Source organism: Agromyces sp. NPDC058136, from assembly GCF_042884375.1.
Lineage (GTDB): Bacteria > Actinomycetota > Actinomycetes > Actinomycetales > Microbacteriaceae > Agromyces.
In genome coordinates this window covers 206,279-232,857 of sequence record NZ_JBHVUA010000005.1, presented here as the reverse complement: position 1 = coordinate 232,857, position 26,579 = coordinate 206,279, and the positions used below count along the sequence as shown (strand labels likewise).

The 26,579-nt window shown below is 71.2% G+C and carries 23 protein-coding genes; 13 read left to right on the top strand and 10 right to left on the bottom strand.

Features of this window, described 5'->3' with window-relative positions:
* Positions 1–80 precede the first annotated feature (80 nt).
* The 3 genes from ACFVTX_RS15240 (at position 81) to ACFVTX_RS15230 (ending at position 4,526) form a co-directional block, all read left to right on the top strand.
* A complete protein-coding gene (locus tag ACFVTX_RS15240) occupies positions 81–1,052 on the top strand; it encodes an aldo/keto reductase (RefSeq protein ID WP_386901537.1) in 972 nt (323 codons plus the stop codon).
* Positions 1,053–1,178: 126 nt separating this feature from the next.
* Entirely contained in the window at positions 1,179–2,816 is a 1,638-nt protein-coding gene (locus ACFVTX_RS15235; protein WP_386901535.1) for an alpha/beta hydrolase, read from the top strand.
* Between the two features lie 117 nt (positions 2,817–2,933).
* On the top strand, positions 2,934–4,526 hold the full coding sequence (locus ACFVTX_RS15230; RefSeq protein WP_386901533.1) for a serine hydrolase: 1,593 nt from the start codon (positions 2,934–2,936) through the stop codon (positions 4,524–4,526).
* A 39-nt stretch (positions 4,527–4,565) separates the two neighbouring features.
* Here ACFVTX_RS15230 and ACFVTX_RS15225 read toward each other — a convergent pair whose 3' ends face one another.
* On the bottom strand, positions 4,566–5,489 hold the full coding sequence (locus ACFVTX_RS15225) for a 2-hydroxyacid dehydrogenase (RefSeq protein ID WP_386901531.1): 924 nt from the start codon (positions 5,487–5,489) through the stop codon (positions 4,566–4,568).
* 45 nt (positions 5,490–5,534) lie between these two features.
* On the opposite strand from ACFVTX_RS15225, the gene ACFVTX_RS15220 reads away from it, so the two are divergent.
* The 4 genes from ACFVTX_RS15220 to ACFVTX_RS15205 all read left to right on the top strand — a co-directional run bounded on the left by ACFVTX_RS15220 (position 5,535) and on the right by ACFVTX_RS15205 (position 10,255).
* A complete protein-coding gene (locus ACFVTX_RS15220) occupies positions 5,535–6,104 on the top strand; it encodes a hypothetical protein (RefSeq protein ID WP_386901529.1) in 570 nt (189 codons plus the stop codon).
* Positions 6,105–6,221: 117 nt separating this feature from the next.
* Positions 6,222–7,583, top strand: a complete 1,362-nt coding sequence (gene gdhA / locus ACFVTX_RS15215; protein WP_386901528.1) for an NADP-specific glutamate dehydrogenase — start codon at positions 6,222–6,224, stop codon at positions 7,581–7,583.
* A 38-nt stretch (positions 7,584–7,621) separates the two neighbouring features.
* The gene (locus tag ACFVTX_RS15210; protein WP_386901526.1) at positions 7,622–8,773 is read left to right on the top strand and encodes an SLC13 family permease; all 1,152 of its coding nucleotides are present in this window, start codon (positions 7,622–7,624) and stop codon (positions 8,771–8,773) included.
* A gap of 45 nt (positions 8,774–8,818) precedes the next feature.
* Positions 8,819–10,255: a GH1 family beta-glucosidase gene (locus ACFVTX_RS15205; RefSeq protein ID WP_386901524.1), complete on the top strand. Its 1,437-nt coding sequence runs from the start codon at positions 8,819–8,821 to the stop codon at positions 10,253–10,255.
* A gap of 16 nt (positions 10,256–10,271) precedes the next feature.
* Here the strand turns inward: ACFVTX_RS15205 and ACFVTX_RS15200 are convergent, their stop codons facing one another.
* From ACFVTX_RS15200 to ACFVTX_RS15190, 3 genes are all read right to left on the bottom strand, one after another.
* Positions 10,272–11,651: an MFS transporter gene (locus tag ACFVTX_RS15200; RefSeq protein WP_386901522.1), complete on the bottom strand. Its 1,380-nt coding sequence runs from the start codon at positions 11,649–11,651 to the stop codon at positions 10,272–10,274.
* 5 nt (positions 11,652–11,656) lie between these two features.
* Entirely contained in the window at positions 11,657–12,139 is a 483-nt protein-coding gene (locus ACFVTX_RS15195; RefSeq protein ID WP_386901520.1) for a MarR family winged helix-turn-helix transcriptional regulator, read from the bottom strand.
* A 161-nt stretch (positions 12,140–12,300) separates the two neighbouring features.
* Positions 12,301–16,104 carry an NPCBM/NEW2 domain-containing protein gene (locus ACFVTX_RS15190; protein ID WP_386901518.1) on the bottom strand — a complete coding sequence of 1,268 codons (3,804 nt, stop codon included), beginning with the start codon at positions 16,102–16,104 and terminating at the stop codon, positions 12,301–12,303.
* A 129-nt stretch (positions 16,105–16,233) separates the two neighbouring features.
* Here ACFVTX_RS15190 and ACFVTX_RS15185 point away from each other — a divergent pair, with 129 nt between their 5' ends.
* The gene (locus ACFVTX_RS15185) at positions 16,234–17,082 is read left to right on the top strand and encodes an alpha/beta hydrolase (RefSeq protein WP_386901516.1); all 849 of its coding nucleotides are present in this window, start codon (positions 16,234–16,236) and stop codon (positions 17,080–17,082) included.
* A 29-nt stretch (positions 17,083–17,111) separates the two neighbouring features.
* Here the strand turns inward: ACFVTX_RS15185 and ACFVTX_RS15180 are convergent, their stop codons facing one another.
* Positions 17,112–17,333: a hypothetical protein gene (locus tag ACFVTX_RS15180; protein WP_386901514.1), complete on the bottom strand. Its 222-nt coding sequence runs from the start codon at positions 17,331–17,333 to the stop codon at positions 17,112–17,114.
* A gap of 22 nt (positions 17,334–17,355) precedes the next feature.
* Positions 17,356–18,000: a histidine phosphatase family protein gene (locus ACFVTX_RS15175; protein WP_386901512.1), complete on the bottom strand. Its 645-nt coding sequence runs from the start codon at positions 17,998–18,000 to the stop codon at positions 17,356–17,358.
* 56 nt (positions 18,001–18,056) lie between these two features.
* On the opposite strand from ACFVTX_RS15175, the gene ACFVTX_RS15170 reads away from it, so the two are divergent.
* The 5 genes from ACFVTX_RS15170 (at position 18,057) to ACFVTX_RS15150 (ending at position 21,920) form a co-directional block, all read left to right on the top strand.
* A complete protein-coding gene (locus ACFVTX_RS15170) occupies positions 18,057–18,737 on the top strand; it encodes a TetR family transcriptional regulator (protein ID WP_386901511.1) in 681 nt (226 codons plus the stop codon).
* The gene (locus ACFVTX_RS15165) at positions 18,734–19,327 is read left to right on the top strand and encodes a hypothetical protein (protein WP_386901509.1); all 594 of its coding nucleotides are present in this window, start codon (positions 18,734–18,736) and stop codon (positions 19,325–19,327) included. The genes ACFVTX_RS15170 and ACFVTX_RS15165 overlap by 4 nt, the downstream gene beginning before the upstream one ends.
* Before the next feature lie 152 nt (positions 19,328–19,479).
* Complete coding sequence (locus tag ACFVTX_RS15160) at positions 19,480–20,529, top strand: biotin/lipoate A/B protein ligase family protein (RefSeq protein ID WP_386901507.1); 1,050 nt, start codon at positions 19,480–19,482, stop codon at positions 20,527–20,529.
* Positions 20,530–20,644: 115 nt separating this feature from the next.
* A complete protein-coding gene (locus ACFVTX_RS15155) occupies positions 20,645–20,977 on the top strand; it encodes a hypothetical protein (protein WP_386901505.1) in 333 nt (110 codons plus the stop codon).
* Positions 20,978–21,008: 31 nt separating this feature from the next.
* On the top strand, positions 21,009–21,920 hold the full coding sequence (locus tag ACFVTX_RS15150; protein WP_386901503.1) for a DNA-methyltransferase: 912 nt from the start codon (positions 21,009–21,011) through the stop codon (positions 21,918–21,920).
* 2 nt (positions 21,921–21,922) lie between these two features.
* Here ACFVTX_RS15150 and ACFVTX_RS15145 read toward each other — a convergent pair whose 3' ends face one another.
* From ACFVTX_RS15145 to ACFVTX_RS15130, 4 genes are all read right to left on the bottom strand, one after another.
* Positions 21,923–22,963, bottom strand: a complete 1,041-nt coding sequence (locus tag ACFVTX_RS15145) for a LacI family DNA-binding transcriptional regulator (protein ID WP_386901501.1) — start codon at positions 22,961–22,963, stop codon at positions 21,923–21,925.
* Between the two features lie 72 nt (positions 22,964–23,035).
* Positions 23,036–24,499 (bottom strand): GH1 family beta-glucosidase, encoded by a 1,464-nt coding sequence (locus ACFVTX_RS15140; RefSeq protein ID WP_386901499.1) that lies wholly within the window; start codon positions 24,497–24,499, stop codon positions 23,036–23,038.
* Positions 24,500–24,525: 26 nt separating this feature from the next.
* Positions 24,526–25,434: a carbohydrate ABC transporter permease gene (locus ACFVTX_RS15135; protein ID WP_386901498.1), complete on the bottom strand. Its 909-nt coding sequence runs from the start codon at positions 25,432–25,434 to the stop codon at positions 24,526–24,528.
* Positions 25,431–26,516 (bottom strand): carbohydrate ABC transporter permease, encoded by a 1,086-nt coding sequence (locus ACFVTX_RS15130; protein ID WP_386901497.1) that lies wholly within the window; start codon positions 26,514–26,516, stop codon positions 25,431–25,433. Before ACFVTX_RS15130 ends, ACFVTX_RS15135 begins: the two co-directional genes overlap by 4 nt.
* Positions 26,517–26,579 lie beyond the last annotated feature (63 nt).

Sequence of the window (26,579 nt, the reverse complement as noted above, 5' to 3'; positions counted from 1 at the left end):
CCGCTCCATGGTTGTGATCACTGCCGGAGGGCTCGCCCCTGCCGGCGCCGACCCTGACGATCGACTCGACTGGAGCACCGATGACCGAGACCGCAACCGCCGCCGCACGCGCCCGCATCGGCGCATCCGACCTCGAGATCGCCCCGCTCTCGCTCGGCACGAACGTCTTCGGCTGGACCGCCGACCGTGACGCCACCTTCGCCGTGCTCGACGCGTTCACCGCCGGAGGCGGGAACTTCCTCGACACCGCCGACGGCTACTCCCACTGGGTTCCCGGCAACACCGGCGGTGACAGCGAGCGCCTCATCGGCGAGTGGCTCGCGTCGCGCGGTTCGCGCGACGACGTCGTCATCGCGACGAAGGTGAGCACGCACCCCGAGTACCAGGGCCTCGCGGCGGCCAACATCCGCGCAGCGGCGGATGCCTCGCTGCGGCGCCTCGGCACCGACGTGATCGACCTCTACTACGCCCATTTCGACGACGCCGAGGTGCCGCTCGGCGAGACGGTCGGCGCGCTGTCCGCGCTCGTCGACGCGGGCAAGGTGCGCGCGATCGGCATCTCGAACTACTCGCCCGAGCGCATCGACGAGTGGTTCCGGGTGACGCACGAGAACGGCTTCCACCGTGCGGTCGCCCTGCAGCCGCACTACAACCTCGTCGAGCGCGACTTCGAGACGAACGGCCTGCGCGAACGGGCGGAGCGCGAGGGGCTCGCGGTGTTCCCGTACTTCTCGCTCGCGAAGGGGTTCCTCGCCGGCAAGTACCGCTCGGAGGCGGACGTCACCGCCGCCGGCGCGAGTGTGCGCGCCGGCGGTGCGGCACCGTACCTCGGTGAGCGCGGGAGCCGGGTGCTCGACGCGCTCGACGAGGTCGCGGCCGCCCACGCGGCATCCGTCGCGGCGGTATCGCTCGCGTGGCTCCGGCAGCAGCCGACCGTCGCGGCGCCCATCGCCAGCGCCCGCAGCGTCGAGCAGCTCGGCGACCTGCTCGCGTCGATCCGGCTCGAGCTGACCGGAGCGGAGCTCGCGGCCCTGGCCGACGCCTCCGTCTGAGCGACCGACCGTCGCGTTTCGCGGCGACACGGCCCACGACGGGCCGCGGCGCCGCGGACGGGCGCGGGTGCCGTGCCATGATGCGGTGACGTCGCCGCCCGAGGCGACCCTGGGGAGGGGGCAGGCGTGAAGGCTCACTGGTGGCGGCTCGACCCCGGGGGAGCCCTCGTCGGGCTGCTCGCCGCAGCGCTCTCGATGACGCCCTCCCTGCTGCCGCGCCCGGCGCTGTTCCAGGGCATCATCACCGCGCTCGCGTTCCTCATCGGCTACGGCATCGGGGCCGGGGTGTGGTGGCTGGTGCGCCGCTTCACGACGTGGCGCCCGACGCCGGCTCAGCGCCGCATCGGGTGGTGGGTCTGGGCCGGCATCGCCGTGCTGCTCGTGATCGTGCTCGGCTTCGCCTCGGTGGGCTGGCAGAACGAGGTGCGCCGCACCGTCGAGCTGCCGGAGATCGACGGCTTCGACGCACTGGTGTTCTTCCTCGGCTTCGTGCCGGTCGTGCTCATCGGCATCGCCCTCGGTCGTGCCGTGCACCGGCTCGGCACCCGCCTCACCGCGCGCCTCGGGCGCGGGTGGGGTGCGACGGCCGCCACGGCGATCGTCGTCGGAGCGACCGTCGTGGTGGTCTCGGTCGTGATGTTCGGCCTCGACCGGCTCTACCTCGCGAACAACGGTCCGGCGGCGCCGTGGGTCACCGAGCCGATGAGCGCCTTCCGCTCGTCGGGCCCCGACTCCGAGGTGGAGTGGGACGTGGTCGGCCGGCACGGCACCGCCTTCCTCGGCGGCGGTCCGACCGCGGCCGACATCGAAGAGCTGACGGGCCGCCCCGCGCTCGAACCGGTGCGGGTCTACGTCGGCCAGGCGAACGCCCCCACCGTCGAGGAGCGCGCGGCGATCGCCGTGCGCGAGCTCGAGCGCACCGGGGCGTTCGACCGTGAGGTGCTCGTGGTCGCGACGACCACCGGCTCGGGATGGCTCGAACCGCAGGCGGTCGACGCCGTCGAGTACCTGCACGGCGGCGACACGGCGATCGTCTCGATGCAGTACGCCTACACGCCGAGCTGGGTCTCGTTCGTCTTCGACCCCGACGCGCCGGTCGCGTCGTCCGTCGCCCTCTTCGACGCCGTCCGTGCCAAGTGGGAGACGCTGCCCGAGGAGACGCGCCCGCAGCTCGTGGTCTACGGGCTGAGCCTCGGGGCGCACGGCACGCAGGAGGCGTTCGCCGGACTCGACGAGATGCGCGCGCGCACCGAAGGTGCGCTGCTGGTCGGCAGCCCGAACGGCTCGACCATGTGGCGCACGCTCACCGAGGGCCGCGACGCGGGCAGCCCGCAATGGCAGCCCGTCGTCGACGGCGGCACGGAGGTGCGGTGGCTCTCGGTGCCCGGCGACTTCCACGCGCTCGGACCCGACTGGCAGCAGCCGCGGGTCGCCTACCTGCAGCACGCGAACGACCCGGTCACGTGGCTCGGTCTCGAGCTGATCTGGGCGGAGCCCGACTGGCTGAAGCCCGGCGAGCGTGCCGACGAGGTCAGCGACTCCATGCGCTGGATTCCCGCGGTGACCGCGCTGCAGGTGGTCATCGACATGTTCATGGGCGAGAGCGTGCCGGCGAGCCACGGCCACAACTACGGCGACGTCGTGCTCGACGGATGGCAGGCGGTCACCGGCGACGGCGGGCTCGACGCGGCCTCGCTCGCCCGCATCCAGCACGTGCTCGAAGGGTACGCGGCGGTGCAGCCGGTCGGCAGCGTGACCGAATAACCGGGCCCGTCCGACCTCGATGGGTGCGCCCGGGCCGGGAACGACGTTAGGCTGCGCTCGTCGGGTTCTTGGGGGAGCCGGGGCTCCGGGGAGCCCGTTGCGATGGGGAGGAACGCCATGCGCAGTGTCCGATTGGTCGCCGTTCCGGTGGTCGTGATCATGGCCGTGGCGCTCGCGGGCTGCACGGCGGCCGAGCCGTACGCGCCGAGGATCGAGCTCGGCGACGCACCTCCGGCGGATGCGGTCGAACTCGCAGAGGGAGCGCTCGACCCCGCCCTCGAGTCGCTTCCCGATCTCGTCGAGCGCGTGCTCGACGAGACCGGCGTCCCCGGCGCAGCGGTCGCGGTGGTGCACGACGGCGAGACCGTCTTCGCCGAGGGCTTCGGCGTGCGCGACCTCGGGGCCGGCGAACCCGCGCCCGTCGATGCCGAGACGGTCTTCCAGATCGCGTCGATGTCGAAGCCGATCGGCGCGACCGTCGTGGCCACGCAGGTCACCCAGGGCGTCGTCGGCTGGGACACGCAGGTTGCGCCGCTGCTGCCCGGTTTCGCGCTCGCCGATCCGTGGGTGACGGAGCAGCTCACCGTCGGCGACCTCTACGCCCACCGGTCGGGCCTGCCGCTCGCCGCCGGCGACGACCTCGAAGACGTCGGCTACGACCGCGAGTACGTGATCGACCATCTCCGGTACATGCCGCTCGACCCGTTCCGCATCAGCTACGGCTACGCCAACTTCGGCATGACGACCGGGGCGCAGGCCGTCGCGAACGCCGCGGGCGTCGACTGGGAGACCCTCTCCGAGCGCGAGATCTACGAACCGCTCGGCATGACCTCGACGAGCTCCCGCTACGAGGACTTCCTCGCGCGCGACGATCGTGCGGCCCTGCACGCCCTCGTCGACGGCGAGTTCCAGCAGCTCTACGAGCGCGACGCCGACGCGCAGTCGCCCGCGGGCGGCGTGAGCTCGAACGCCGTCGACATCGCGAAGTGGATGAACTTCGTGCTCGCGGACGGGGAGCACGACGGCGCGACGCTCATCGACACCCCCGACCTCGCCGCCGCGCTTCGTCCGCAGGTGACCTCGGCGCCGTCGAACCAGCCGGGCATGCGGTCGGGCTCGTACGGTTTCGGCTTCAACGTCGGCACGCAGACGAGCGGCCGCGCCACGGCCTCGCACTCGGGGGCCTTCGTGCTCGGGGCGGGCACGAACTTCCAGCTGGTCCCGTCGCTCGGGCTCGGCGTCGTGGCCCTCACGAACGGCGCGCCCGTGGGCGCGGCCGAGGCGATCGTGAGCGAGTTCCTCGACCTCGTGCAGTACGGCGAGACGACGCGCGACTGGGTCGAGGCGTACGGGCAGGCGCTCGCGCACTACCGCGAACCCGCGGGCGACCTCATCGACGAGAGCGCGCCGTCGTCGCCCGCCGAACCCTCGGCCCCGCTCGAGGCGTTCGCCGGCACGTGGTCGAACGAGTACTTCGGCCCCGCCGAGGTCTCGGTCGAGGGCGAGGCGCTGGTGGTGCGGCTCGGGCCCGACGGCGGCTACGAGGTGCCGCTCGAACCGTGGGACGGCGACGTCTTCGCGTTCACCCCCAGCGGTGAGAACGCGCCCGAGGGATCGCGCTCCTCGGCGACGTTCGTGCTCGGCCCGACGGGGGCGACGATGACGCTGCAGTTCTTCGACACCCGCGGACTCGGCACCTGGACGCGCTGAGCCGTCGGGTCTCCCCGCTCGCCGGAGGCGGCAGAGGGGTCAGCTGCGCAGCACGACGTTGAGCGGCTCGTCGCCCCGGAGCATCCGCTCGATCTGCTCGCGCAGCAACCGCGCCATGCGGGGGATCATCGCCGTCGACGCACCGCCGACGTGCGGCGAGACGAGCACGTTCGGCAGCGCGAACAACGGATGCCCCTGGGGGAGCGGCTCGGGGTCCGTGACATCCAGTGCGAAACGCAGCCGGCCCGACCGCGCCTCGGCGAGGATCGCCTCGGTGTCGGCGACCTTCCCGCGGGCGATGTTCACGACGAGCGCGCCGTCGGGGAGCGCGGCGAGGAAGCCGGCGTCGACGAGCCCCGTCGTCGCCTCGTTGAGCGGTACCCCGACGATGACGATGTCGGCCTCGGGCAGCAGCGCGGGCAGCTCGTCGACGCCGTGGATGCGCCCGCGCTCGTCGTCGCGGGCATGCCCGGCGACGCGCGTGATCTCGACCTCGAAGGGCACGAGCCGGTCTTCGATCGCGCGGCCCACCCCGCCGTAGCCGACGATCAGCACGCGCCGGTCGGCGAGGCTCGCGTGCCGTGCCGGCGCCCAGCGGCCTTCGGTCGCTGCACGCACGAAATCGGGGATGCCTCGCTGCGACGCCAGCACGAGCGCCAGCGTCAGCTCCGCCGTCGAGGTCTCGTGCACGCTCGCCGCGTTCGCGAACACGTGCCCCGGCGGGAGGGCCGCGGGGATGTCGTCGTACCCGATCGACTGCGACTGCACGAGCCGCGTGGTCACCCCGGCGAGTGCGCCGAGCCGGTCGGCGGCGCCCATGTAGGGCGGCACGACGAGGTCGAGGTGCTCGGCCGGGGGCGGGCCGTCGAGATCCCAGACGACGACGTCGACCCCGTCGGGCGGCGTGCCGAGGGCATCGCGCAGGGTGGCACCGGGCACGGAGACGAGGAGCGGGGCATCCATCCTCCGATCCTCGCAGACGCGCACGTCGCTGCTACCGTTGCGCGCATGGATGACGCGGCCGACGCTCCCGAGGTCGACGGCGAGCGGGGCGAGGCTCGCCGGCACCGCCACGACCGTCACGACCGGCCGACCGACGAGCGCGTCGACGCCCTCAAGGAGCGCGTCTACGCGACCTTCACCGGGCTCGCGATCGTGCTCGTGCAGCACGCCAACGTCGAGCACGTCGAGGCGCCCCGCGCGGTCGTGACGCTGCTCGTCGGCATCGTCGCGATCACCACGGCGGGGTTCGTCGCCGACGTCATCTCGCATCTCGCCGTGCACGCCGCCTTCCCCGATCGCGCCGAGGTCGGCCGGATGCTCCGCATCGCCGGATCGGCGATCGCCTCCGCCGGGGTCCCGCTGCTCCTCCTCGGCCTCGCGGCGTTCGGCGTGATCCAGCTCGAGCACGCGCTGCGCGCCGCCTCGATCGTCTATGTCGCGACGCTCGGCGTCATCGGATTCATCGCCGTACGGCGCACGCGGATCGACTGGTGGAAGCAGGTCGTCGCGCTCGGCGCGCTCGTCGCGCTCGGCCTCGGCGTCGTGGTGCTGCAGCAGCTCGCGCACGGCCACTGAGCGACCCGGGCGCCGATCGCGTCACAGTGTCAGAGGCTTCCTCAGCACTGGGTATGTTGGAAGGACGCCGCGCGCGACTGCACCACGTGGCATCCGTTCGACCATGAAGGAGCGCGCGTGACCGCATCTCGCACTGCCATCGACGACGTCTACACCCAGATCCTCGCCCGCAACCCGGGCGAGCTCGAGTTCCACCAGGCGGTGCGCGAGGTCTTCGGCTCGCTCGACCGCGTGCTCGAGCGCAACCCGCAGTACGTGCAGGCGTCGATCCTCGAGCGCATCTGCGAGCCCGAGCGGCAGATCATCTTCCGGGTGCCGTGGGTCGACGACGCAGGGCGCGTGCAGATCAACCGCGGGTTCCGCGTGCAGTTCAACTCGGCGCTCGGGCCGTACAAGGGCGGGCTGCGGTTCCACCCGAGCGTGCTGCTCGGCACCGTGAAGTTCCTCGGCTTCGAGCAGATCTTCAAGAACTCGCTCACCGGCATGCCCATCGGCGGCGGCAAGGGCGGCAGCGACTTCGACCCGAAGGGCAAGTCGGATGCGGAGGTCATGCGCTTCTGCCAGTCGTTCATGACCGAGGCCTACCGGCACCTCGGCGAGTACACCGATGTGCCCGCGGGTGACATCGGCGTCGGCGCGCGTGAGATCGGCTACCTCTTCGGCCAGTACAAGCGCATCACGAACCAGTACGAGTCGGGCGTGCTCACCGGCAAGGGCCTCACCTGGGGCGGCTCGCTCGTGCGCACCGAGGCGACCGGGTACGGCGCGGTGTACTTCACGCAGCACATGCTCGAGACCCGCGGCCGCTCGTTCGACGGCGCTCGCGTGCTCGTCTCGGGGTCGGGCAACGTCGCGATCTACGCGATCGAGAAGGTGCACGAGCTCGGCGGCACCGTCCTCGGCGCATCCGACTCCTCAGGGGCCGTGTACGACCCCGACGGCATCGACGTGGCGATCCTCCGCGAGGTGAAGGAGGTGCGGCGCGAGCGCATCGAGGAGTACGTCGCACTGCGCGGCGGGCGCGCCGAGTTCGTCGCCGGCGCCACCGTGTGGGACCTCGCGGGCCGCGGCCCGCTCGACGTCGCCCTGCCGTGCGCGACGCAGAACGAACTCGGCGAGGCGCATGCGCGGGCGCTCGTCGCCGCCGGGGTCGTCGCCGTCGCCGAGGGCGCCAACATGCCGACGACCCCCGAGGCGATCACCGTGCTCCGTGAAGCGGGCGTGCTGTTCGGCCCGGGCAAGGCGGCGAACGCGGGCGGCGTCGCGACGAGCGCCCTCGAGATGCAGCAGAACGCGTCGCGCGACTCGTGGACCTTCGAGCACACCGAGCAGCGCCTCGCCCACATCATGGAGTCGATCCACGAGCGCTGCGCGACGACCGCCGAGGAGTACGGCGCACCCGGCGACTACGTGGTCGGTGCGAACATCGCCGGCTTCGTGCGCGCGGCCGACGCGATGCTCGCGCTCGGCGTGATCTGAGGCGCGGCCGAGCCCTCGGGTTCGGCTAGCCTCGCTGGGTGCGGATCGCAGTCGTCGGGAGCGTGCTGGTCGCGCTCGGAATCATCGCGGTGGCGGGCGGTGTGCTCCCGATCGAGGCGGTCGGCGCGCTCGCCGCACGGTCGGCGCCCGTGCTGGGCTTCGTCGTCGCCATGACGATCGTCGCCGAACTGGCCGCCGAGGCCGGGGTCTTCCGGTCGATCGCGCAGCACCTCGCCCGCTTCGCACGGGGGCGCGCGATGGTGCTGTGGCTGCTCGTCGTCGTGCTGGCGACGGCGTCGACGGTGTTCCTCTCGCTCGATACCACCGCGGTCCTGCTCACGCCGGTCGTCGTCTCGGTCGCCGCCCACGCGCGCATCTCGCCGATCCCCTTCGCCCTGACGACGGTCTGGCTCGCGAACACGGGGTCGCTGCTGCTTCCCGTCTCGAACCTCACGAACCTGCTCGCGGCCGAGCGGCTCGACGCGCACCCGGTCGAGTTCGCCGCAGTCATGTGGGCCCCGGCGATCGTCGGCGTGCTGGTGCCCGTCCTATTCCTGCTTGCGACCCGGTGGCGGCAGCTCGGGGCCCGGTTCGAGCCCGATGAGCCCGTGCCGGCCGAGGACCGCGTGCTCCTCGTGATCGGGTCGGCAGTGCTCGTCCTGCTCGTCCCGCTGCTCGTGTCGGGGATCGAGGTGTGGATCCCCGCGACGGCCGGTGCCGCGGTGCTGTTCATCGTCTTCCTCGTGCGCCGGCCCTCGGTGCTCCGACCGGCGCTCGTGCCGTGGCAGCTGGTCGTGTTCGTCGCGGGGCTCTTCCTCGTGATGGAGGCCGCCCACGAGCTCCGCCTGACCGAGGTGCTCGCATCGATCGCCGGTGAGGGGGAGGACCCGCTCGAGCTCCTGCGGCTGGCCGGCGTCGCCGCGGTCAGCGCGAACGCGTTCGACAACCTCCCCGCGTATCTCGCCCTCGAACCGTTCGCGTCGACCCCGCTGCGGACCGCCGCCCTGCTCATCGGGGTGAACGCCGGGGCCCTCGTCACCCCGTGGGCGTCGCTCGCGACCCTCCTCTGGCACCATCGCCTCGTCTCGATGGGGGTGCAGATCTCGTGGCCGAAGTTCGCCGCGCTCGGGCTGGCCGTGGCGCCGTTGACCGTCGCGGGCGCGGTGTTCGCGCTCGCGGCGTTCGGCTGACGAATCGTGACGATCACGCGTCAGCAGCGTGCGGAAGGTGCGAGGATGAGCGCCGTGACCAGTGCAGCCTCCAGTGACGTCGGCCCGCTCGAGTTCCCCCCTGGCTTCGTGATCGGCTCGGCGACCGCGTCGTACCAGATCGAGGGTGCCGCCGACGAAGACGGCCGCACGCCCTCGATCTGGGACACGTTCAGCCGCACACCCGGACGCACTTGGAACGGCGACACCGGCGACGTCGCCTGCGACCATTACCACCGGCTCGAGTCCGACCTCGACCTGATGGCCTCGCTCGGCCTCGAGGCGTACCGCTTCTCGCTCTCGTGGTCGCGGCTGCTGCCCGGCGCCGGCGACCGGCCGAACCCCGCAGGCGTCGACTTCTACTCGCGCCTCGTCGACGGGCTCCTCGCGCGTGGCATCCGCCCCATCGTGACGCTCTACCACTGGGACCTTCCGCAGGAGCTCGAGGACGCCGGCGGCTGGACGAACCGCGACACGGCGCTGCGCTTCGCCGACTACGCGGGGCACGCCGTCGACGCACTCGGCGACCGGGTGCACACCTGGACCACGCTCAACGAGCCGTGGTGCTCGGCCTACCTCGGCTACGGCTCGGGCGCCCACGCGCCGGGCCGCACCGACGGCGCCGCCGCGCTCGCCGCGGTGCACCACCTGAACCTCGCGCACGGGCTTGCGGTGCCCGAGATCCGGCGTCGTGCGACGAACAGCCCGGATGTCTCGGCCACCCTGAACTTCCACGTCATCCGCGGCGGCGACGCCGAGGCGACGCGCCGCATCGACGCGCTCGCCAACCGTGCCTTCACGAGCCCGATGCTGCTCGGCCGCTACGACGACGACCTCATCGCCGACACCGCGGGCGTGACCGACTGGTCCTTCGTGCGCGACGGCGACCTCGCCCTCGTGCACCAGCCGATCGACGTGCTCGGCGTCAACTACTACTCGACTGTGACCGTCGCGATGTGGGACGGCGCGAGCGAGCGCAGCCGCAACGACGGCCACAAGGACGTCGGCGGCACGCCGTGGCCCGGCAGCGAGCATGTGGAGTTCCTGCCGCAGGCCGGGCCGTACACCGACATGGGCTGGAACATCGCGCCCGACGGCCTCGAGGAGCTGCTGGTCTCGCTCGGCGAGCAGTTCCCCGGGCAGCCGCTCATGATCACCGAGAACGGCGCGGCGTTCGCCGACGTGGTCACGCCGACGCCCGACGGCGCCCGTGTGCACGACGTCGAGCGGGTCGACTACCTGCGCCGGCACTTCGCCGCCGCCCGCCGGGCCATGGACCGCGGGGTCGACCTGCGCGGGTACCTCGTCTGGTCGCTGCTCGACAACTTCGAGTGGGGCTACGGCTACTCCAAGCGGTTCGGCATCGTGCGCGTCGACTACGACACGCAGCAACGGCTCGTGAAGGACAGCGGGCGCTGGCTCGCCGGCCTCCTCGCCGCACGCGCGGAGGTGCCGCAGGTCTGAGCACGGCTCGTGCGCCTCAGCCCTTCGCGGTGCTCGGCACCCGGAGAGCCTCGGCCGCGACGATCGGGGTCGCCTCGGTCGGCACCTGCAGCGCCTCGGTCGGCACCGCGATGGCCGAGGTCGGCACGACGGCGATCGCGGCCGTCGGCGGCGCGTCGAAGCGAACGGCGGCGGCCCAGCGGCGCTCGGGATGCCTCGTCACGCGCATGCCGCGCGAGACGACGAGCCAGATCGCGCCGATCAGCGCCGCCATTCCGGCGGCGATCGCGGCGACGCCAAGGCCCCAGCGCGGACCCCAGCTGTTCGCGACCGCACCCACGATCGGCGCACCGATCGGCGTGCCGCCCGACAGGATCGCGAAGTACAGCGCGAGCACGCGCCCGCGCAGTGCAGGGTCGGTCGTCGTCTGCACGTAGCCGTTCGCCGTCGTGAGCATCGTCACCGCCGCGAAGCCGATCAGCACCGTCGAGGCGGCGAAGAGCACGAAGCTCGGCATCACGGCCGAGATCCCCGCGGCGACGCCGAATCCGGCGGCGGCGAGGATGACGACGCGCAGGCGCGCCCGCTCACGACGGGCGGCCAGCAGCGCGCCCGCGAGGGAGCCGATCGCGAGGATCGAGTTGAGCAGGCCGTACTCGCCGGCACCCCGCCCGAACTCGACCGCCATCGTCGAGGAGAAGATCGGGAAGTTCATGCCGAACGCGCCCACGAGGAACACGATGACGAAGACCACGACGAGGTCGGGCCGGCTCCACACGTAGCGGAAGCCCGCGACGAAGGCCCCGCGTTCGCGGCTGGCCCGAGGCATCCGCTTGAGCTTCTTGCCCTTGAGCATCGCGAGGGCGCCGAGCACCGCGAGGAAGGTGACGGCGTTGATGATGAACACCCAGCCCGAGCCGACGAGCACGATGAGCACACCCGCGACGGCGGGGCCGATGAGGCGGGCGGTGTTGAACGAGGCCGAGTTCAGGGCGACCGCGTTCGACATGTCGGAGCTCGACACGAGGTCGGTGACGAAGGTCTGGCGCGCCGGGTTGTCGATCGCGTTCACGATGCCGAGCAGGCCGGCGAAGACGTAGAGGTGCCACAGCTCGGCGTGCCCGAAGATGAGCAGGAGGCCGAGGGCGAGGCCGAGCAGCATGAGCGCCGTCTGGGTGCACATGAGGATCTTGCGGCGGTCGAAGCGGTCGGCGATGAGGCCCGTGATCGGCACGAGCAGGAGCTGCGGGGCGAACTGCAGGGCCATCGTGACGCCGACGGCGAGGGCGTCGTTGTCGGTGAGCTCGGTGAGGACGACCCAGTTCTGGGCGGTCGCCTGCATCCAGGCGCCCACGTTCGAGACGAGGGCGCCGATGAACCAGATTCGATAGTTGACGTGGCTGAGGGAGCGGAACATGGCACTCACTGGTCGTTGAGCCTCCCGAGGATCGTGGTGGCGCGCGCGAGGACTTCGCGGTCTTCTGGGCTGAGGGCGGCGTACCGCTTGGCGATCCACGCGTCGCGGCGCCTGCGGGTCTCCTTGACCGTGGCGTCGCCGGCCGGGGTCACCTCGACGAGCACCTTGCGGCGGTCGTCGTCGTCGGTGCGGCGGGTGACGTAGCCCGCGTCGACGAGGCAGTTGACCGTGCGGTTCATGCTCGGCGCGGTGACCCGCTCGAGCTCGGCGAGCCGGCCGATCGTGAGGGGGCCTTCGGCGTGGATCCACCCGAGCGTCGAGAACTGCGACCCGCTGATCTCGGTGTCGCTGCGCTGCTGTCGCAGCCGCCGCGAGAGCCGCATGATCGCGATGCGCAGTTCGGTCGACTGCTCGGCGAGCGTGAGGCGTCGGGGGGATGCCGCGGAGGAGGGCCGCGCGGGCGCAGGCGTACTGAGGGCATCGGTCATTTGCTTAGTGTAACAAATTAGTGTGGCTAAGTATTTCGGGTCCGCAGCGACCGGGCGCGACCCGAGTGCGGCCGTGGCGCGTCCCGAGCACGACGAAGGGCCCGCGCGATCACCGCGCGGACCCCTCGGAGGCCCGAGACCTCAGTCGGAGGCGGGACGCCTCAGTCGCAGACGAACTTCGCGTCGCCCCAGACGCCGTGGGCGCCGTTGATGCTGCCGGGCGCCTCGACGATCAGGTCGACGTACTGCACGCCGGTCAGATCGACGCTCACCTGCTCGGGCGCGAACCCGGGCGTGAAGGTGCGCGACTGGTAGCGATTCGCCCCGTCGGCGTCGACCTTGAAGATCACGTTGCCGGCGAAGTCCGCCTCCAACCCGACCGACGAGGTGAAGGCGCTGCACGCCCCGCCCACGTAGTAGGTGATCTTCGAGTTCGCGTGCACGCCGAGGCCGGTCGCGTACGTCGGCCGCTCACCCGTGGCGGGGTCGACGTAGTTGATCGCGAGCGGCAGATCGGGCGAGGTCGCGGAGTCCTTGTTCGCGACGTTCTTCCCGATGACGCCCCAGCCGTTCGTGGCGCTCAGCCATTGCAGCTCGGAGGCCTGCACGGTGCCGCTCGGCGGCGTCGGCAGCGGCTGGTCGACGACCTTCCAGTCGAAGATCTTCATCCTCGACTCGGTCGGCAGCACCACGTAGGCGAGCTCCTTCGACGGGTTCAGCCGCAGCACGTTCGAGTACACCTGGTACTTGCCCGTCGGGTACTCGTACACGTTCGGGTTCGTCGCGCTGTTGCGCCCGAGCGAGGTGATCGCGACCGACGACCCCTGCAGGCCGGAGGCCTGCAGCAGCCAGTTCGGGAAGTACACGCCCTGCTTCGCGACGCTGCCGTCGGCGTAGTGCAGCTCGAGCTCGGGGTTCACCCCGCCGCCCGTCGCCGCCGACGCGAGCAGCGCGAGGTGCGTGCCCTTGCCCGAGAGCGCGATCGTCTGCCCTGCCGGCGAGACCGAGTCGGCCGCGCCCGAGGGTGCGGGCCACGTGTACTCGATCGCCGCGTCGCCCGTGCCGACGGTGACCGTCGAGCCCGGCGTGACGCCCGCGCGGGCGAGCGCCTCGGCGGAGAAGCTCGCGCCGCCGCCGTCGAAGTTCGCCGCCTTCGCCGTCGCGATCTCGCTGATCGCGTCGGCGTTGTACGCGCCGGCGAGCGAGCCGTACGCGACGTAGAGCTGGTTCGCTCCGGTCACGGTCTTCGGGGTGCCCTTCGAGGTGTACGACGCCTGGACGGCGACGGTCTGCAGGTCTGCGGCCGCGGCATCCGTGACCTCGAAGACGAACTCTGCGCTCGCCGAGGCGCCCTTCTTCACGGTGCCCGGTCGCTCGCCGCTCGCCGAGACGAGCGTCCAGCCCTCGGGCGCGACGGGGGTCAGCTCGACGCCGTCCTTCGCCTGGTTGCCCGTGTTCGTGAAGGTCGCGGCGACGGTGGTCTCGTCGCCCTGGAATACGCGGTCGACGAGGTCGACGGCGACGGATGCCGCGGAGACCTCCGCGTCCTGGCCGCCGACGCCGCTCGTGTCGGTGAGGGTCAGCCGCTTCGACTGGTCCGAGGCGATCGCGCCGGTCGAGATCACGACGACCCCGCCGGTGCGGTCGGCGACGAACGCCCACCCGGGCGCGTTGTCGAGGGCGGCGACGTCGTCGACGCGCGGCAGCGTCGTCGAGCCGAGCTTCACGACCTTCGGCGCCGAACCGGTGTGCGCCTCGATGCGGTACGGGCGCGACTCGGCCTTGCCGTCGTAGTCGCCGTCGCGCTCGCCGATCTCGATGCGGATCGTGCCCTTCTTGCCCGCCTTCGGCGCGTCGACGGTGAAGCGCTGGGTGCTCGCCGCGCCGTCGGCGTAGGCACGGGTGACCTTGTCGTCCTCGTAGAGCTCGAACTCGCTCTCGCCCTGCGGGTACACCGAGAGGGTGATGGCCGAGTCCTCGGGCACGAGCGAGGCGTTGCGCGCGACGATGCCCTGCGGCACGACGGCTCCGGCTCGCACGAAGATCGGCAGCCGGTCGAGCGGAGCGGGGTGGCCGTTCAGCACCTGGCCGCCCTCGTGGACGGTGCCCGTCCAGTAGTCGACCCACTGCTCGCCCGCCGGGAGGTAGATGCCGTTGCGTACGGTCGACTTCGTGAACACGGGAGCGACCAGGTAGTCGCTGCCGAGCAGGAACTCGTTGTTCGCCTCGACGCTGTACGAACCCGCGTCGTCCGGGAATTCGATCGCGAGCGACCGCATCATCGGCAGGCCGCTGTCGTGCGACTCGGCCGCGAGCGAGTAGATGTACGGCATGAGCTGCTGGCGCAGCTGAAGGTACGAGCGGTTGATCGCGGTGGCCTCGTCGCCGTAGAGCCACGGCCGCTTGTCGACCGAAGCCCAGCCGCTCATCGAGTAGAGCGCAGGCGCGAACGCCTTCCACTGCAGGTCGCGCACGTAGCTCTCGGCGGAGCCGCCGAAGATGCCGTCGACGTCGCCCGTCGAGAACGGCATACCCGAGTTGCCGGCGCCGGTGAGCGCCGAGATCTGCCAGCGCACGGCGTCGAGGTTGCCGGTGTGGTCGCCCGTCCACTGCATGCCGCAGCGCTGCGAACCCGCCCAGCCCTCGACCATGAGCGAGGTGCCGCGGGCGTCTGAGTACTGCTCGATGCCGTTGTGCGCGGCCTCGCAACCGGTGAGGGCGAGGCGGTAGCCCGAGCCGACCCAGGCGACGTCGAGCTTGCGGAGGCGCACGCCCGCTTCGCCGACCTCGTACTCCTGGTTCGTGAGCGAGCGCTGCGTCCAGAGTCCGGTCTCGAGGTTCGTCTCCGCCTTGATCGCGTCGGCGGTCTCGGGCAGCTCCTGGTACTCGCAGCCGTAGCCGTCGTTGACGAGCATCCAGCCGGCGGGCATGTCGTGCTCGACGAAGTCCTTCGCGATCTCGAGCGCCTGCGGGGTGCGCAGCTTCGCCGGGTCGCGGTATGCCGTGTAGGTCGGGCTCGATCGGTTGTAGCAGTCGGCATCGCCGTACTCGAGCGCGTACACGGGCGGCATCATCGGGCGGCCCGTGAGCTTGGTGTATCCGTCGAGCGCGTCGGCGTAGTCGCCGACGAAGTAGTACGCGTCGAAACGCTGCTCGGCATGCGTCGCGGTGCCGGCGGCGAAGTCGTAGCTGCCGGGGGCGAAGGTGTTGCGCAGCACCCCGTAGCCGTTCGACGACATGTAATAGGGCACCGCGTTCGGGTAGCCCTCGTCGTCCCAGTCGAAGTTGCGGGCGACGTTGATGGTCGCGCCGGTGTGGATCGAGCGGCCGTTCTGCATGCCGCCGCCGAGGAACTGCTCGCCGTCGACCGCCGCCAGGTGCTGCGTCGTGGAGGCGTCACCGAAGCTCAGCGGTTCGGACTCGGCCCAGACGACCGAGCCGTCGGCACGCTTCAACGTCGTCGCACCGGTGTCGCGGTCGACCTCGAGCGAGACCTTCGCGGTCGCGATGGTGATCGTGTCGCCGTCGGTCACGCTGATGGATGCCCCGTCGAAGTCCTCGCCGCCGACGACGATGTTCGCCGTGCGGGTCGGGTCGTTCTGCGGGGTGTTCGCCGGGTCGGTGAACTCGCCGGTCGGGGTCGCCTCGAGTCGGAGGGTCCGCTCGTCGAGGAAGGTCGCGCGGAGTGCGCCGTGCTCGGCGTCGAGGGTGACGCTCGTTCCGCTCTCGCTGACCTCGGTCACCGCGCCGAGGTGCTCGCCGTCAGCGTCGACCGCGACCTCGGGGTTCACCTTCTTGGGGGTGATCGGCGTCGGCTCGGAGGGGGCCGCCGCGGCCGATTCGGTCGGGGCGCCGATCGTGAAGGTGATCGCGCTGAGGCCGGTCATCGCGACGAGTGCCGCGAGGCCGAGGGCGGTCGTGCGCCGGGATCGTCCCGCGGCGCGTGGTCCAGGTTGCTGCATCATTGCTCGCATTCTCGGATTGATGTTTTATGACGTTGATTGCCTTCAAACAGTCACATTCGAGCAGTCTGCAATCATTCGCGTCAAGCATCGATGCTTCGATACGGACGAATGGCCTGACACAATGACCCCATGGCGACCTTCACCGACGGGCACGGGGTGCACATCCACTACGAGTCGTGGCGCGTCGCCGAGCCGCACGCGGTCATCCAGCTCGCGCACGGGGTCGGCGAGCACATCGGCCGGTATGCCGAGCTCATCGAGGCGCTGAACGCCGCCGGGTACTCGGTCTGGGCCGACGACCACCGCGGGCACGGGCAGACCGGCTACGAGCAGCACGGCGGCGACCTCGGCCGCATGGGGCGCCTCGGCCCCGGGGGTCTCCGCGCGACGGTCGACGCCGTCGAGCAGTTCACCGGGGTGATCCGGGCCGCCGAGGACCCCGAGCTGCCGCTCGTCTACCTCGGGCACTCGTGGGGCTCGCTCATGGGGCAGATGATCATGAACCGATCGGCCGCGAACTACGACGCATTCGTGCTCACGGGCACGGCGTATCGCACGCTCCTCCACATGAACGGCGGCGACCTCAACGCCCGCCACAAGCACCTCGGCCCGACCCCGGTGGAGTGGTTGAGCCGCGACCCCGCGGTCGCGCCAGCCTTCATGGCCGACCCCTACACGACCGCAGAACCGCTGCGGAAGCTCTTCGGCCTCGCCGACTCGGTGCGCCTGCTCGGCCGACCGGTGAAGGAGTTGCCGCCCGAGCTGCCGCTGCTCATGATGGTCGGCTCCGACGACCCGCTCGGCGGCGAGGGCAGCGTGCGGCGCCTCGCAGAACGCTACGTGCGGCACTCGGGTCTCACCGACGTCGAGGTCATCGTCTACGAGGGCGCCCGCCACGAGATCTTCAACGAGACGAACCGCGAAGAGGTTCGGGCCGACCTCGTGCGCTGGCTCGACGAACGCTTCGCGGTCGACTGAGCGCAGGAGCGGGGCGGCGGCTGCGCTGCTCAGCCGAGCAGCGTGCCGATGATGAGGCCGGCGACCACGACGACGACGATGAGGAGCCCGATCGCGGCACGCCCGATGCGCCGCCGGCTGACCGAACCGGGCTTCAGCGAGTCGCGCGAGAGCCGGTCGAGGTTCGGTGCGACCGCTTGATACGGCGGCTCGGCGGCGGCCTTCGGCGTCGGTGCGCGCGCCGGTTCGGTCGGGCTTCGCTGCTCGTCCATGACCGCAGTGTACGCCTCGGGTTCAGACCGCGGCGCGCACCGCGGGCACGTCGAACCCGAGCAGGCGGATGCGCGGGTGGTGCTCGGCCCGCGACTCGGTCGCCCACGGGTAGACGATCGTCGTGACGTTGCAGTTGCCGAGCACGGGCAGCAGGTCGCGGTAGCCGTCGGGGTCCATGCCGGCGAGCTCGCAGAACAGCAGCCGGATGAGGGTCGCATGCGCGACCACCAGCACGCGCCCGTCGGGGAACTCGCGCACGAGGTCGTCGAGCGCCGGGATGGCACGGGCGATGCCCGCCCGCCCGCTCTCTCCGCCGGGGAGGGGCGCGCTCGCCGGGGCCTCGGTGAACGCCGCCCACTCGGCGGGGTATCGCTCGCCGATCTCGTCGGGGGTGAGCCCTTCGGCGACGCCGAAGTCGATCTCGACGAGCCGCGGATCGGTGCGCAGTTCGAGGCCCGTCGTCTCGACCGCGGGTGCGGCGCTGCGCTGCGCGCGGCTGAGCGGCGAGGCGACGATCGCGTCGAGTTCGGCGCCCACGGCCCACGCGCCGAGGGCGGCGGCCTGGCCGAGACCGCGCCGGGTGAGCCCGACGTCGGAGTTGCCCGCGTAGCGGTGGTCGGCGTGCCAGACGGTCTCGCCGTGCCGGGCCAGGAAGAACGTCGTCATGCCGCCAGCGTACGCAAGGGGTCGACATCGCGGCAGGGGCGTCGTATGTTTTGAACATGTTCGAAAATGAATCGGGGATGCCGCGGAGCAAGGCCGAACGCACGCGGGCCCTCATTCGCGACACCGCGGTGTCGTCCTTCCGCGAGCGCGGGTTCGACGACACGACGGTGCGGCTGATCGCACAGGAGGCCGGCGTCTCGCTCGGCAACGCGTACTACTACTTCCCCACGAAGAACCACCTCGTGCAGGAGCTGTACGTCGACGTGCAGCGCGAGCACCGGGCCGCCGCCGAACCGCTGCTCGCCGACAGCGACGACCTCATCGATCGACTCGGCGTCGTCTACCGGACGGGGCTCGCGACCCTCGAGCCGTTCCACCGCTTCGCCCCGGGGTTCCTGAGCGCCGCCGTTTCGCCGAAGTCGCCGATCAACCCCCTCGCCGCCGACTCGGCCGAGGCGCGCGAGCTCGCGGTCGGCTTGTTCGACGAGGCGGTCGCCGGTGCCCGTCACTCACTGCCCGACGACCTCGCGCGGTCGCTGCCCGAGGTGTTCTGGCTCGGCTACCTGCTGCTCGCGCTCTTCTGGGTGTACGACTCCTCACCCGGGCAGGAGCGCACGCTGCGACTGCTCGACCGTGGGCTCAAGCTGCTCGCACTCGTGCTGCCGCTCGTGAAGCTGCCGCTCCTGCGCAAGCCCCTGCGGGAGCTCGTCGAGCTGATCGGCGAGGTGCGGGCATGACCGTGCCGGCGCCGGGCATCGCCGGGCGCTACGGCACGCGGGTGCGGACGGCCGAGCTGCCGATGGCGTTCACCTTCGGCGAGTTCGCCGGCGGAGCCTGGCGCGCCTGGTGGACGTTCTCCTGGGTGTTCCCGATCGCATTCTCGCTGGCGAACCTCGCGGGTGCGCTGTTCACGACCGATTCCCAGTGGTGGGCGAACTCGATCGTGGGGTCGGTCTACATCCTCTTCTTCGGCTACATCTGGGAGATCCCGTGGACGCTGGCGGGACTGGCGCTCGTCGGCGGCCCCTGCGCGTGGCTGCTCGGACTGGCCCTCCGCCGGGTGCGGTCGCTGAGGGTGCATCTTCTGGCGTTCGGGCTCCTCGGACTCGTGGTCGGCGCACTGATGTCCTGGCTTGCGGGAACGGTCATGGGACTCGACGCCATCGGCGTGGTCGCGAGCGGTGCCCTGGTCGCGGGCGTCGCCGTCCCGTATGGCTGGTACCGGGCGGCGAAGCGCGCGCTCGCCGAGGACGTGCGCGTCCGCGAGCACGCCGAGTGGACCGTCACGGCGACGGAGGGCAAGGGGCTAGGCCCGTCGGTCGAGTAGGCGCGCAGCGCCGTATCGAGACCATACGAGCGGGCTGGTGGTCTCGATACGCGTCGTCGCTTCGCTCCGGCGCTACTCGACCGGCGGGGTGTGCGTCGTCGCTTCGCGCCGGCGCTACTCGACCGACGGCTCTGATCCGTAGGCTTGACCCCATGCACGGTGAATACAAGGTGCCCGGTGGCAAGCTCGTGGTCGTCGACTTCGACGTCGAGGCGGGGCTGCTCCGCAACGTCCGCGTCGCGGGCGACTTCTTCCTGGAGCCCGACGAGGCGCTCGACGACCTCAACGCCGCGCTCGAAGGTCTGCCCGCGGCATCCGATGCGAAGCAGATCGCGGCGGCGATCACCGCGGGCCTCCGCAGCGACGCCGTGATGCTCGGCTTCTCGGCCGAGGCGGTCGCCGTGGCGGTGCGCCGCGCCCTGACCGAGGCGACGAGCTGGGCCGACTACGAGTGGGAGATCGTGCACGATGCGGCCGTGCCGCCGCGCACGCACCTCGCGCTCGACGAGGTGCTCGCCTCGCGCGTGGGGGAGGGGCGCCGCAAGCCGACGCTGCGCTTCTGGGAGTGGGACGAGTCGGCCGTCGTGATCGGCTCGTTCCAGTCGGTGAAGAACGAGGTCGACCCCGAGGGCGCCGAGAAGCACGGCTTCGAGGTGGTGCGGCGCATCTCGGGCGGCGGCGCGATGATGATGGAGCGCGGCAACGTCGTCACCTACTCGCTCTACGTGCCCGGCGAGCTCGTGCAGGGCATGAGCTTCGCCGACTCGTACGCGTTCCTCGACGACTGGGTGCTCCAGGGGCTCCGCAACGTCGGCATCGAGGCGACGTACCAACCGCTCAACGACATCGCGAGCCCGGCCGGCAAGATCGGCGGCGCCGCGCAGAAGCGCCTCGGCTCGGGCGGCGTGCTGCACCACGTCACGATGGCGTACGACCTCGACAACGAGAAGATGCTCGAGGTGCTGCGGATCGGCCGCGAGAAGATCAGCGACAAGGGCATCGCGAGCGCCGCGAAGCGGGTCGACCCGCTGCGTTCGCAGACCGGCCTCAGTCGCGCGGCGATCATCGAGAGCCTCAAGCAGACCTTCGCCTCGCTCACCGGCGCGACCGAGGGCACCGTCTCGGCCGACGAGCTCGCCGAGGCCGAGGCGCTCGTCGAGACCAAGTTCGCGACCCGCGAGTGGCTCTACCGGGTGCCCTGATCGCTGCACTCTGACACTGATCCGCCTGGCGGGTCAATGTCAGAGTGCACCCACCAGTTGATCGCTCCACGGGGCTGGCGAGGAAGTCTCAGGGTCGCCCCGCTAGACTCGCCGGGTGGATTGGTGGATCTGGCTCATCGGCGCGCTCGTCGCCGTCGCCGTGCTCGGCATCGCCGTGCGGCAGGGTTGGGTCGACCTCTCGGACAAGACGAAGAAGGGCCGGCCCTCGGGCAGCGCCGTCATGATGATCGGCGACGAGGTCTTCGCACCGCGCAAGTACGAGGCCCAGGTCGAGATGGAGCGGCAGAAGCGACTGCCCACGCCGGCTCCGACGCCCGACGGTGACAAGGGCATCGCGTTCGCCGCCGACGACGACGATGCGGATGCCGCGGGGGCGCCTGCGGCGCGCGCCGACCGATTCAAGGGCTCCATCCGCCTCGACGTCTGACGTTGACGGCACCCACTGGCAGACTGGAGCGGTGGCGCCCGACGAACCCGACCGCATCATCCATGCGGACAACCTCGCCGTGCTGCCGACCCTGCCCGACGGGCACTTCACCCTCATCTACCTCGATCCGCCCTTCAACACGGGTCGGGTGCAGACCCGGCAGTCGCTGCGGCACGTCTGGCAGAAGCAGCCGGATGGCCCGGGGCCCGAGCCGGGTGCAGCGAACGCCCGCGGTACCGCGATCACCGGCTTCGCGGGCAAACGGTACGAACGCATCCGCGGCGACCTGCTGCGCTACGACGACCGCTTCGACGACTACTGGGCGTTCCTCGAACCGCGCCTCGTCGAGGCCTGGCGGCTGCTCGCCGACGACGGCACCCTCTACCTGCACCTCGACTACCGCGAGGCGCACTACGCGAAGGTGCTGCTCGACGCGTTGTTCGGGCGCGAGTGCTTCCTCAACGAACTGATCTGGGCGTACGACTACGGGGCGAAGTCGAAGCGGCGCTGGCCGACGAAGCACGACACGATCCTCGTGTACGTGAAGAACCCCGACGCGTACTGGTTCGACTCGAGCGCCGTCGACCGCGAGCCGTACATGGCGCCCGGGCTCGTCACGCCCGAGAAGGCCGAGCTCGGCAAGCTGCCGACCGACGTCTGGTGGCACACGATCGTCTCGCCGACCGGCCGTGAGAAGACCGGCTACCCGACCCAGAAACCCGAGGGGATCCTGCGTCGCATCGTGCAGGCCTCCACCCGCGAGGGCGACTGGGTGCTCGACTTCTTCGCCGGCTCGGGCACGACCGGCGCCGTCGCCGCGACCCTCGGGCGCCGCTTCGTGCTCGTCGACGAGCACCCCGACGCGATCGCCGTCATGCGCGGACGCTTCGCGGAGGTCGCGGGGGTGGAGTTCTCGGAAGGGCCGCTCGCCGCGGCGGACTGAGGCTAAGCCGACTCGCGGACCACGAGCTCGGTCGGCAGGATCGTCGCCCGCGGCACCTCGTCGTCGCCCGCGATGAGCCGCAGCAGCACGTCGGCCATGGCCGCGCCCGCCGCCTCGGAGGGCTGCGCCACCGTCGTCAACGGCACCGGCCCGGCCAGCGCTGCGGGGCTGTCGTCGAAACCGACGACCGCGATGTCGTCGGGCACCCGGAGGCCCCGCTCGCGCAGCTCGGTGATGACGCCGGTCGCCATGAGGTCGCTCGCGACGAACAGGGCGTCGAGCTCGAGCGCTCCGTCGGGCCCCGCACCGACCCGGTCGAGGAGGCGCCGGGCGGCGAGCGCCGCCCCGGCCGCGGTGAAGTCGGCCGTCTCGAACAGCTCGTCGCCGAGCCCGGCACCGCGCACCGCGTCGAGGTAGCCGTCGAGGCGGTCGATGCCGGCGGGCATATCGACGGGACCGGTGATCGAGCCGATCCGGCGGTGCCCCCGCTCGATGAGGTAGCGGGTTCCGGCTGCCGCGGCGGCCCGGTTGTCGACGTCGACGAAGTAGTCGTCGGGCCCCGACTCGAGCGCCGGCCGGCCGCCGAAGACGAGCGGCACCGCCGGCCGGGTGTCGGCGAGGATCGCGTCGCCGACGTGGTGCGAGATGACGATCGCGCCGTCGACGACGCCCGAGTTCAGGTACCGCAGCGTCTTGTGGTGCGGGTCGTTCGACGCGACCAGCAGGTTCAGCACGAACTCGCTGTCGTCGACCCGGCTCGTGATGCCCTTCACGATCGTCGCGAAGTACGGGTCGCTGAAGAACCAGGTCACGTCCTCGGGCACGACGAGCGCGATCGCATTCGACGATCGGCGCGCGAGCGAGCGGGCGGCGCGGTTCGGCACGTAGCGCAGCTCGGCGACGGCCGCGTTCACCGCCTCCACGATGTCGGGGCTGACCTTCGGCGAACCGTTCACCACGCGGCTGACGGTCGCGCGCGACACCCCGGCCACGCGGGCCACCATCTCGAGGGTCGGGAGCGACCCCGCGGCATCCTTCGCCATGTCGTCAGTCTAGGTCGCGTCGCGCAGCCGGCACGTGGTCGCGATACGCGCTTCGCGCTCCTCGACCGACGGTCACAGCGCCCGGTCGCGGATGATCCGCGCGTACTCGTGCCCGCTCGTCTTCACCGTGCGGACCTGCGTGTCGTAGTCGACGTGCACGATGCCGAAGCGCTTGTCGTAGCCCCAGGCCCACTCGAAGTTGTCGAGCAGCGACCAGTAGAAGAAGCCGCGCACGTCGACGCCGGCGTCGGCCGCGTCGAGCGTCGCCGCGAGGTGGGCGCGCAGGAACTCGGCCCGGTCGGCGTCGTCGATGCGGACACCGCCGCCGCCCGCTGCGTCGACGACCGTCACGGCATCGTCGTACGCGGCGCCGTTCTCGGTCACGGCGAGCACCGTGCCGGCCGCCGCCGCGTAGTCGTTCCAGATGCGCTGGAGCAGGCGGGTGAGTCCCTCGGGCTGCACCTCCCAGTTCTGCGCCGTTCGGGGGAGGCCCCGCTCGACCGAGTGCAGGCCGTCGGGCGCGGGATAGGGGCTGCGCGTCGGGCGCGCGTTCGCGGGGGCGCCCGACACCGGCGGCGTCGCGGGCGGCTCCGCCGAGACGAGGTCGCCGTGGTAGTAGTTCACGCCGAGGGTGTCGATCGGGGTGGCGATCACGTCGAGGTCGCCCTCCTGCACGGCCGCCTCGAAGCGCTCGACGGCGGCCGCGTCGACGGCGCGAACGTCCTCGATGATGTCCGCCGGGTACGAGCCCCGGAACACCGGGTCGAGGAACCAGCGGTTGAACTGCCCGTCGAGGCGTCTGGCCGCATCGACGTCGGCCGGGTTCTGCGGGTCGGCCGGGTCGGCGACGGTGTGGTTCAGGGTGAGGCCGAGGTCGAGCGAGGCGTCGCGCGCCCGCAGTTCGCGCACGGTCTGCCCGTGGCCGAGCAGCAGGTGGTGCGCGGCGAGGAGCCCCTCGGCGACGCTCTGGTGGCCTGGGGCGTGCTCGCCGCCCGTGTACGAGAGGAACGAAGCGCACCACGGCTCGTTGAGGGTCGTCCACGTCGTGACCCGGTCGCCGAGCACGTCGTGCAGCGACAGCGCGTACTCGGTGAAGCGCTCGCTCGTGTCGCGCGCAGTCCAGCCGCCGAGCTCCTCGAGGGCCTGCGGCAGGTCCCAGTGGTAGAGCGTCAGCCACGGCTTGATGCCGGCGTCGAGCAGTTCGTCGACGAGGCGCGAGTAGAAGTCGACGCCCGCCGGGTTCACCGCGCCGCCGTCGGGGCGCACCCGCGCCCACGAGGTCGAGAAGCGGTAGGTCTGCAGGCCGAGCTCGCGCATGAGCGCCACGTCCTGCGGCATGCGGTGGTAGTGGTCGCAGGCGACGTCGCCGTTCTCGGCGCCGATCACCGCGCCGGGGACGCGCGTGAAGGCATCCCAGATGGAGGCGCGGCGCCCGTCCTCGAACGCGGCCCCCTCGATCTGGTAGGCGGCCGTCGCCGCGCCGAACAGGAACCCGTCGGGGAACCGGCGGCCCGTGGCATCCGTCATCTCGGTCATTCGGAGTTCCTCTCCAAGTTCGACGGTCATCCCTTCACTGCTCCTGCCATGATCCCCGAGATCAGCTGTTTTCCGGCGATGACGAACAGGATCAGCAGCGGCAGGGTCGCGAGCACCGCGCCCGCGAGCACCACCGAGTAGTCGACGTAGCGGGCCGACTGCAGCTGGCTGAGGGCGACCTGCAGGGTCGGGTTCTGCGGGGCGACGAGGAGGGGCCAGAGGTAGTCCGTCCATGCCGTCATGAAGGTGAAGAGGCCGAGGATGGCCATCGCCGGTCGCGCGGCCGGCACGCCGACGTGCCAGAAGGTGCTGATCATCGACGCCCCGTCGACGCGGGCCGCCTCGATGAGCTCGTCGGGGATGACGTCGACGAGGTACTGGCGCATGAAGAACACGCCGAACGCGGTGACGAGGGTCGGCACGATCACCGCGCCGAGCGTGCCCGTCCAGCCGAACTGCTTCATGAGCATGAACAGCGGGATGATGCCGAGCTGCGTCGGCACCGCGAGCGTCGCGATCACGAACACCATGAGGCCCTCGCGGCCGCGGAACCGGAGCTTCGCGAACGCGTAGCCCGCGAGCGTCGAGAAGGCGACGACCGAGGCGGTGATGACGCTCGCGACGATGATCGAGTTGCCGAGCGCGAGCCAGAACGGCACGGTGTCGAACACCTCGGCCACGTTCGTCCAGAACTGCCCGCCCGGCAGGAGCGGCGGCCAGGTGCTCGTGAGTGCGCTCGAGTCGCTCGAGCCGATGATGAACGACCAGTAGAGCGGGTAGGCGCCGGCGACGAGGAACACGGCGAGGAGCGTGTAGGTGAGCCAGCCGGGGCGGCGTTCGATGCCGTGGCCGCCCGAGCGGCGGGCGGCGGTGCGGGCGGCCCGATCGGCTCGGTTCCGGCCTCCGTCGGTCACGACGGCCTTGGTCGCGGTCATGAGCTGGCCTCCTTGCGGGCGGTGCGGGCGGTGCGGGCGCTGCGGGCGCTGCGGGTGCTGCGGGTGCTTCGTGCGCCGCGACGCGCGACGCGCGCCTCGACCCCTGCGATGCGCCGCGAGAGCCAGAAATTGATGAGGCCGACGGCGACCACGATGAGGAACAGCATCCAGGCGACGGCGGCGGCCCTGCCGAAGTCCTGCCGGTTGAACGCGAGGTCCCACAGGTAGAGCACGGTCGTCTGGTACTGCCGTTGGGGGCCGCCGGGGATCGAGCTCGTCGCGTTGAACAGCTTCGGCTCGGTGAAGATCTGCAGGCCGCCGATCGTGGCGGTGATGATGACGAAGATGATCGTCGGGCGGATGCTCGGGATGGTCACCGAGAAGAATCGGCGCACCGCGCCGGCGCCGTCGATCGCGGCGGCCTCGTGCACGTCGCGCGGCACGGCCTGCATCGCGGCGAGGAGGATGAGGGCGTTGTAGCCCGTCCACCGCCAGTTGACCATCGTCGCAATGGCGAGGTGGCTCGGCAGGGTCTCGGTCTTCCACATGACGGGGTCGGCGCCGATGGTCGTGAGCAGGTTGTTGATGAGGCCGTACTTCTCGCCGAAGACGTTGCTGAAGATGAGGGTGACGGCGACCGGCGTGACGACGTACGGGAGGATGACGGAGAGTCGCCAGAAGGTCTTGGAGCGGATGTTCTGGTCGAGCACCGCCGCGATCACGATGGCCGCGATGAGCTGCGGCACCGCCGAGAGCAGGAAGATGCTGAAGGTGTTGAACAGCGAGTTCCAGAACAGCGGCGACTGGAGCTCGTCGGTGAAGTTCTGGAGGCCGATCCACTCGCCGGGGCCGGTGAGCAGGTTCCAGTCGTTGAGGGAGACGACGAAGGTGTAGACGAGCGGGAACAGCCCGATGAGCCCGAAGAGCACGAAGAAGGGCGCGACGTAGAGGTAGGGGGAGTACTTCACGTCCCAGCGGTTCAGTCGCTGTCGCGGGGTGAGATCGGCGCGCGGGGGGCGGATGCCGCGTCCCGCCCGTGCGGGCGGGGCCGCCTCCTTCGGCGGCGTGATGGTGGAGGTCATGCGGGGTTCCTCTCGTGAGACGGGCCCTTCGGAACGGATCGCTCCGAAGGGCCCGCGGTCACT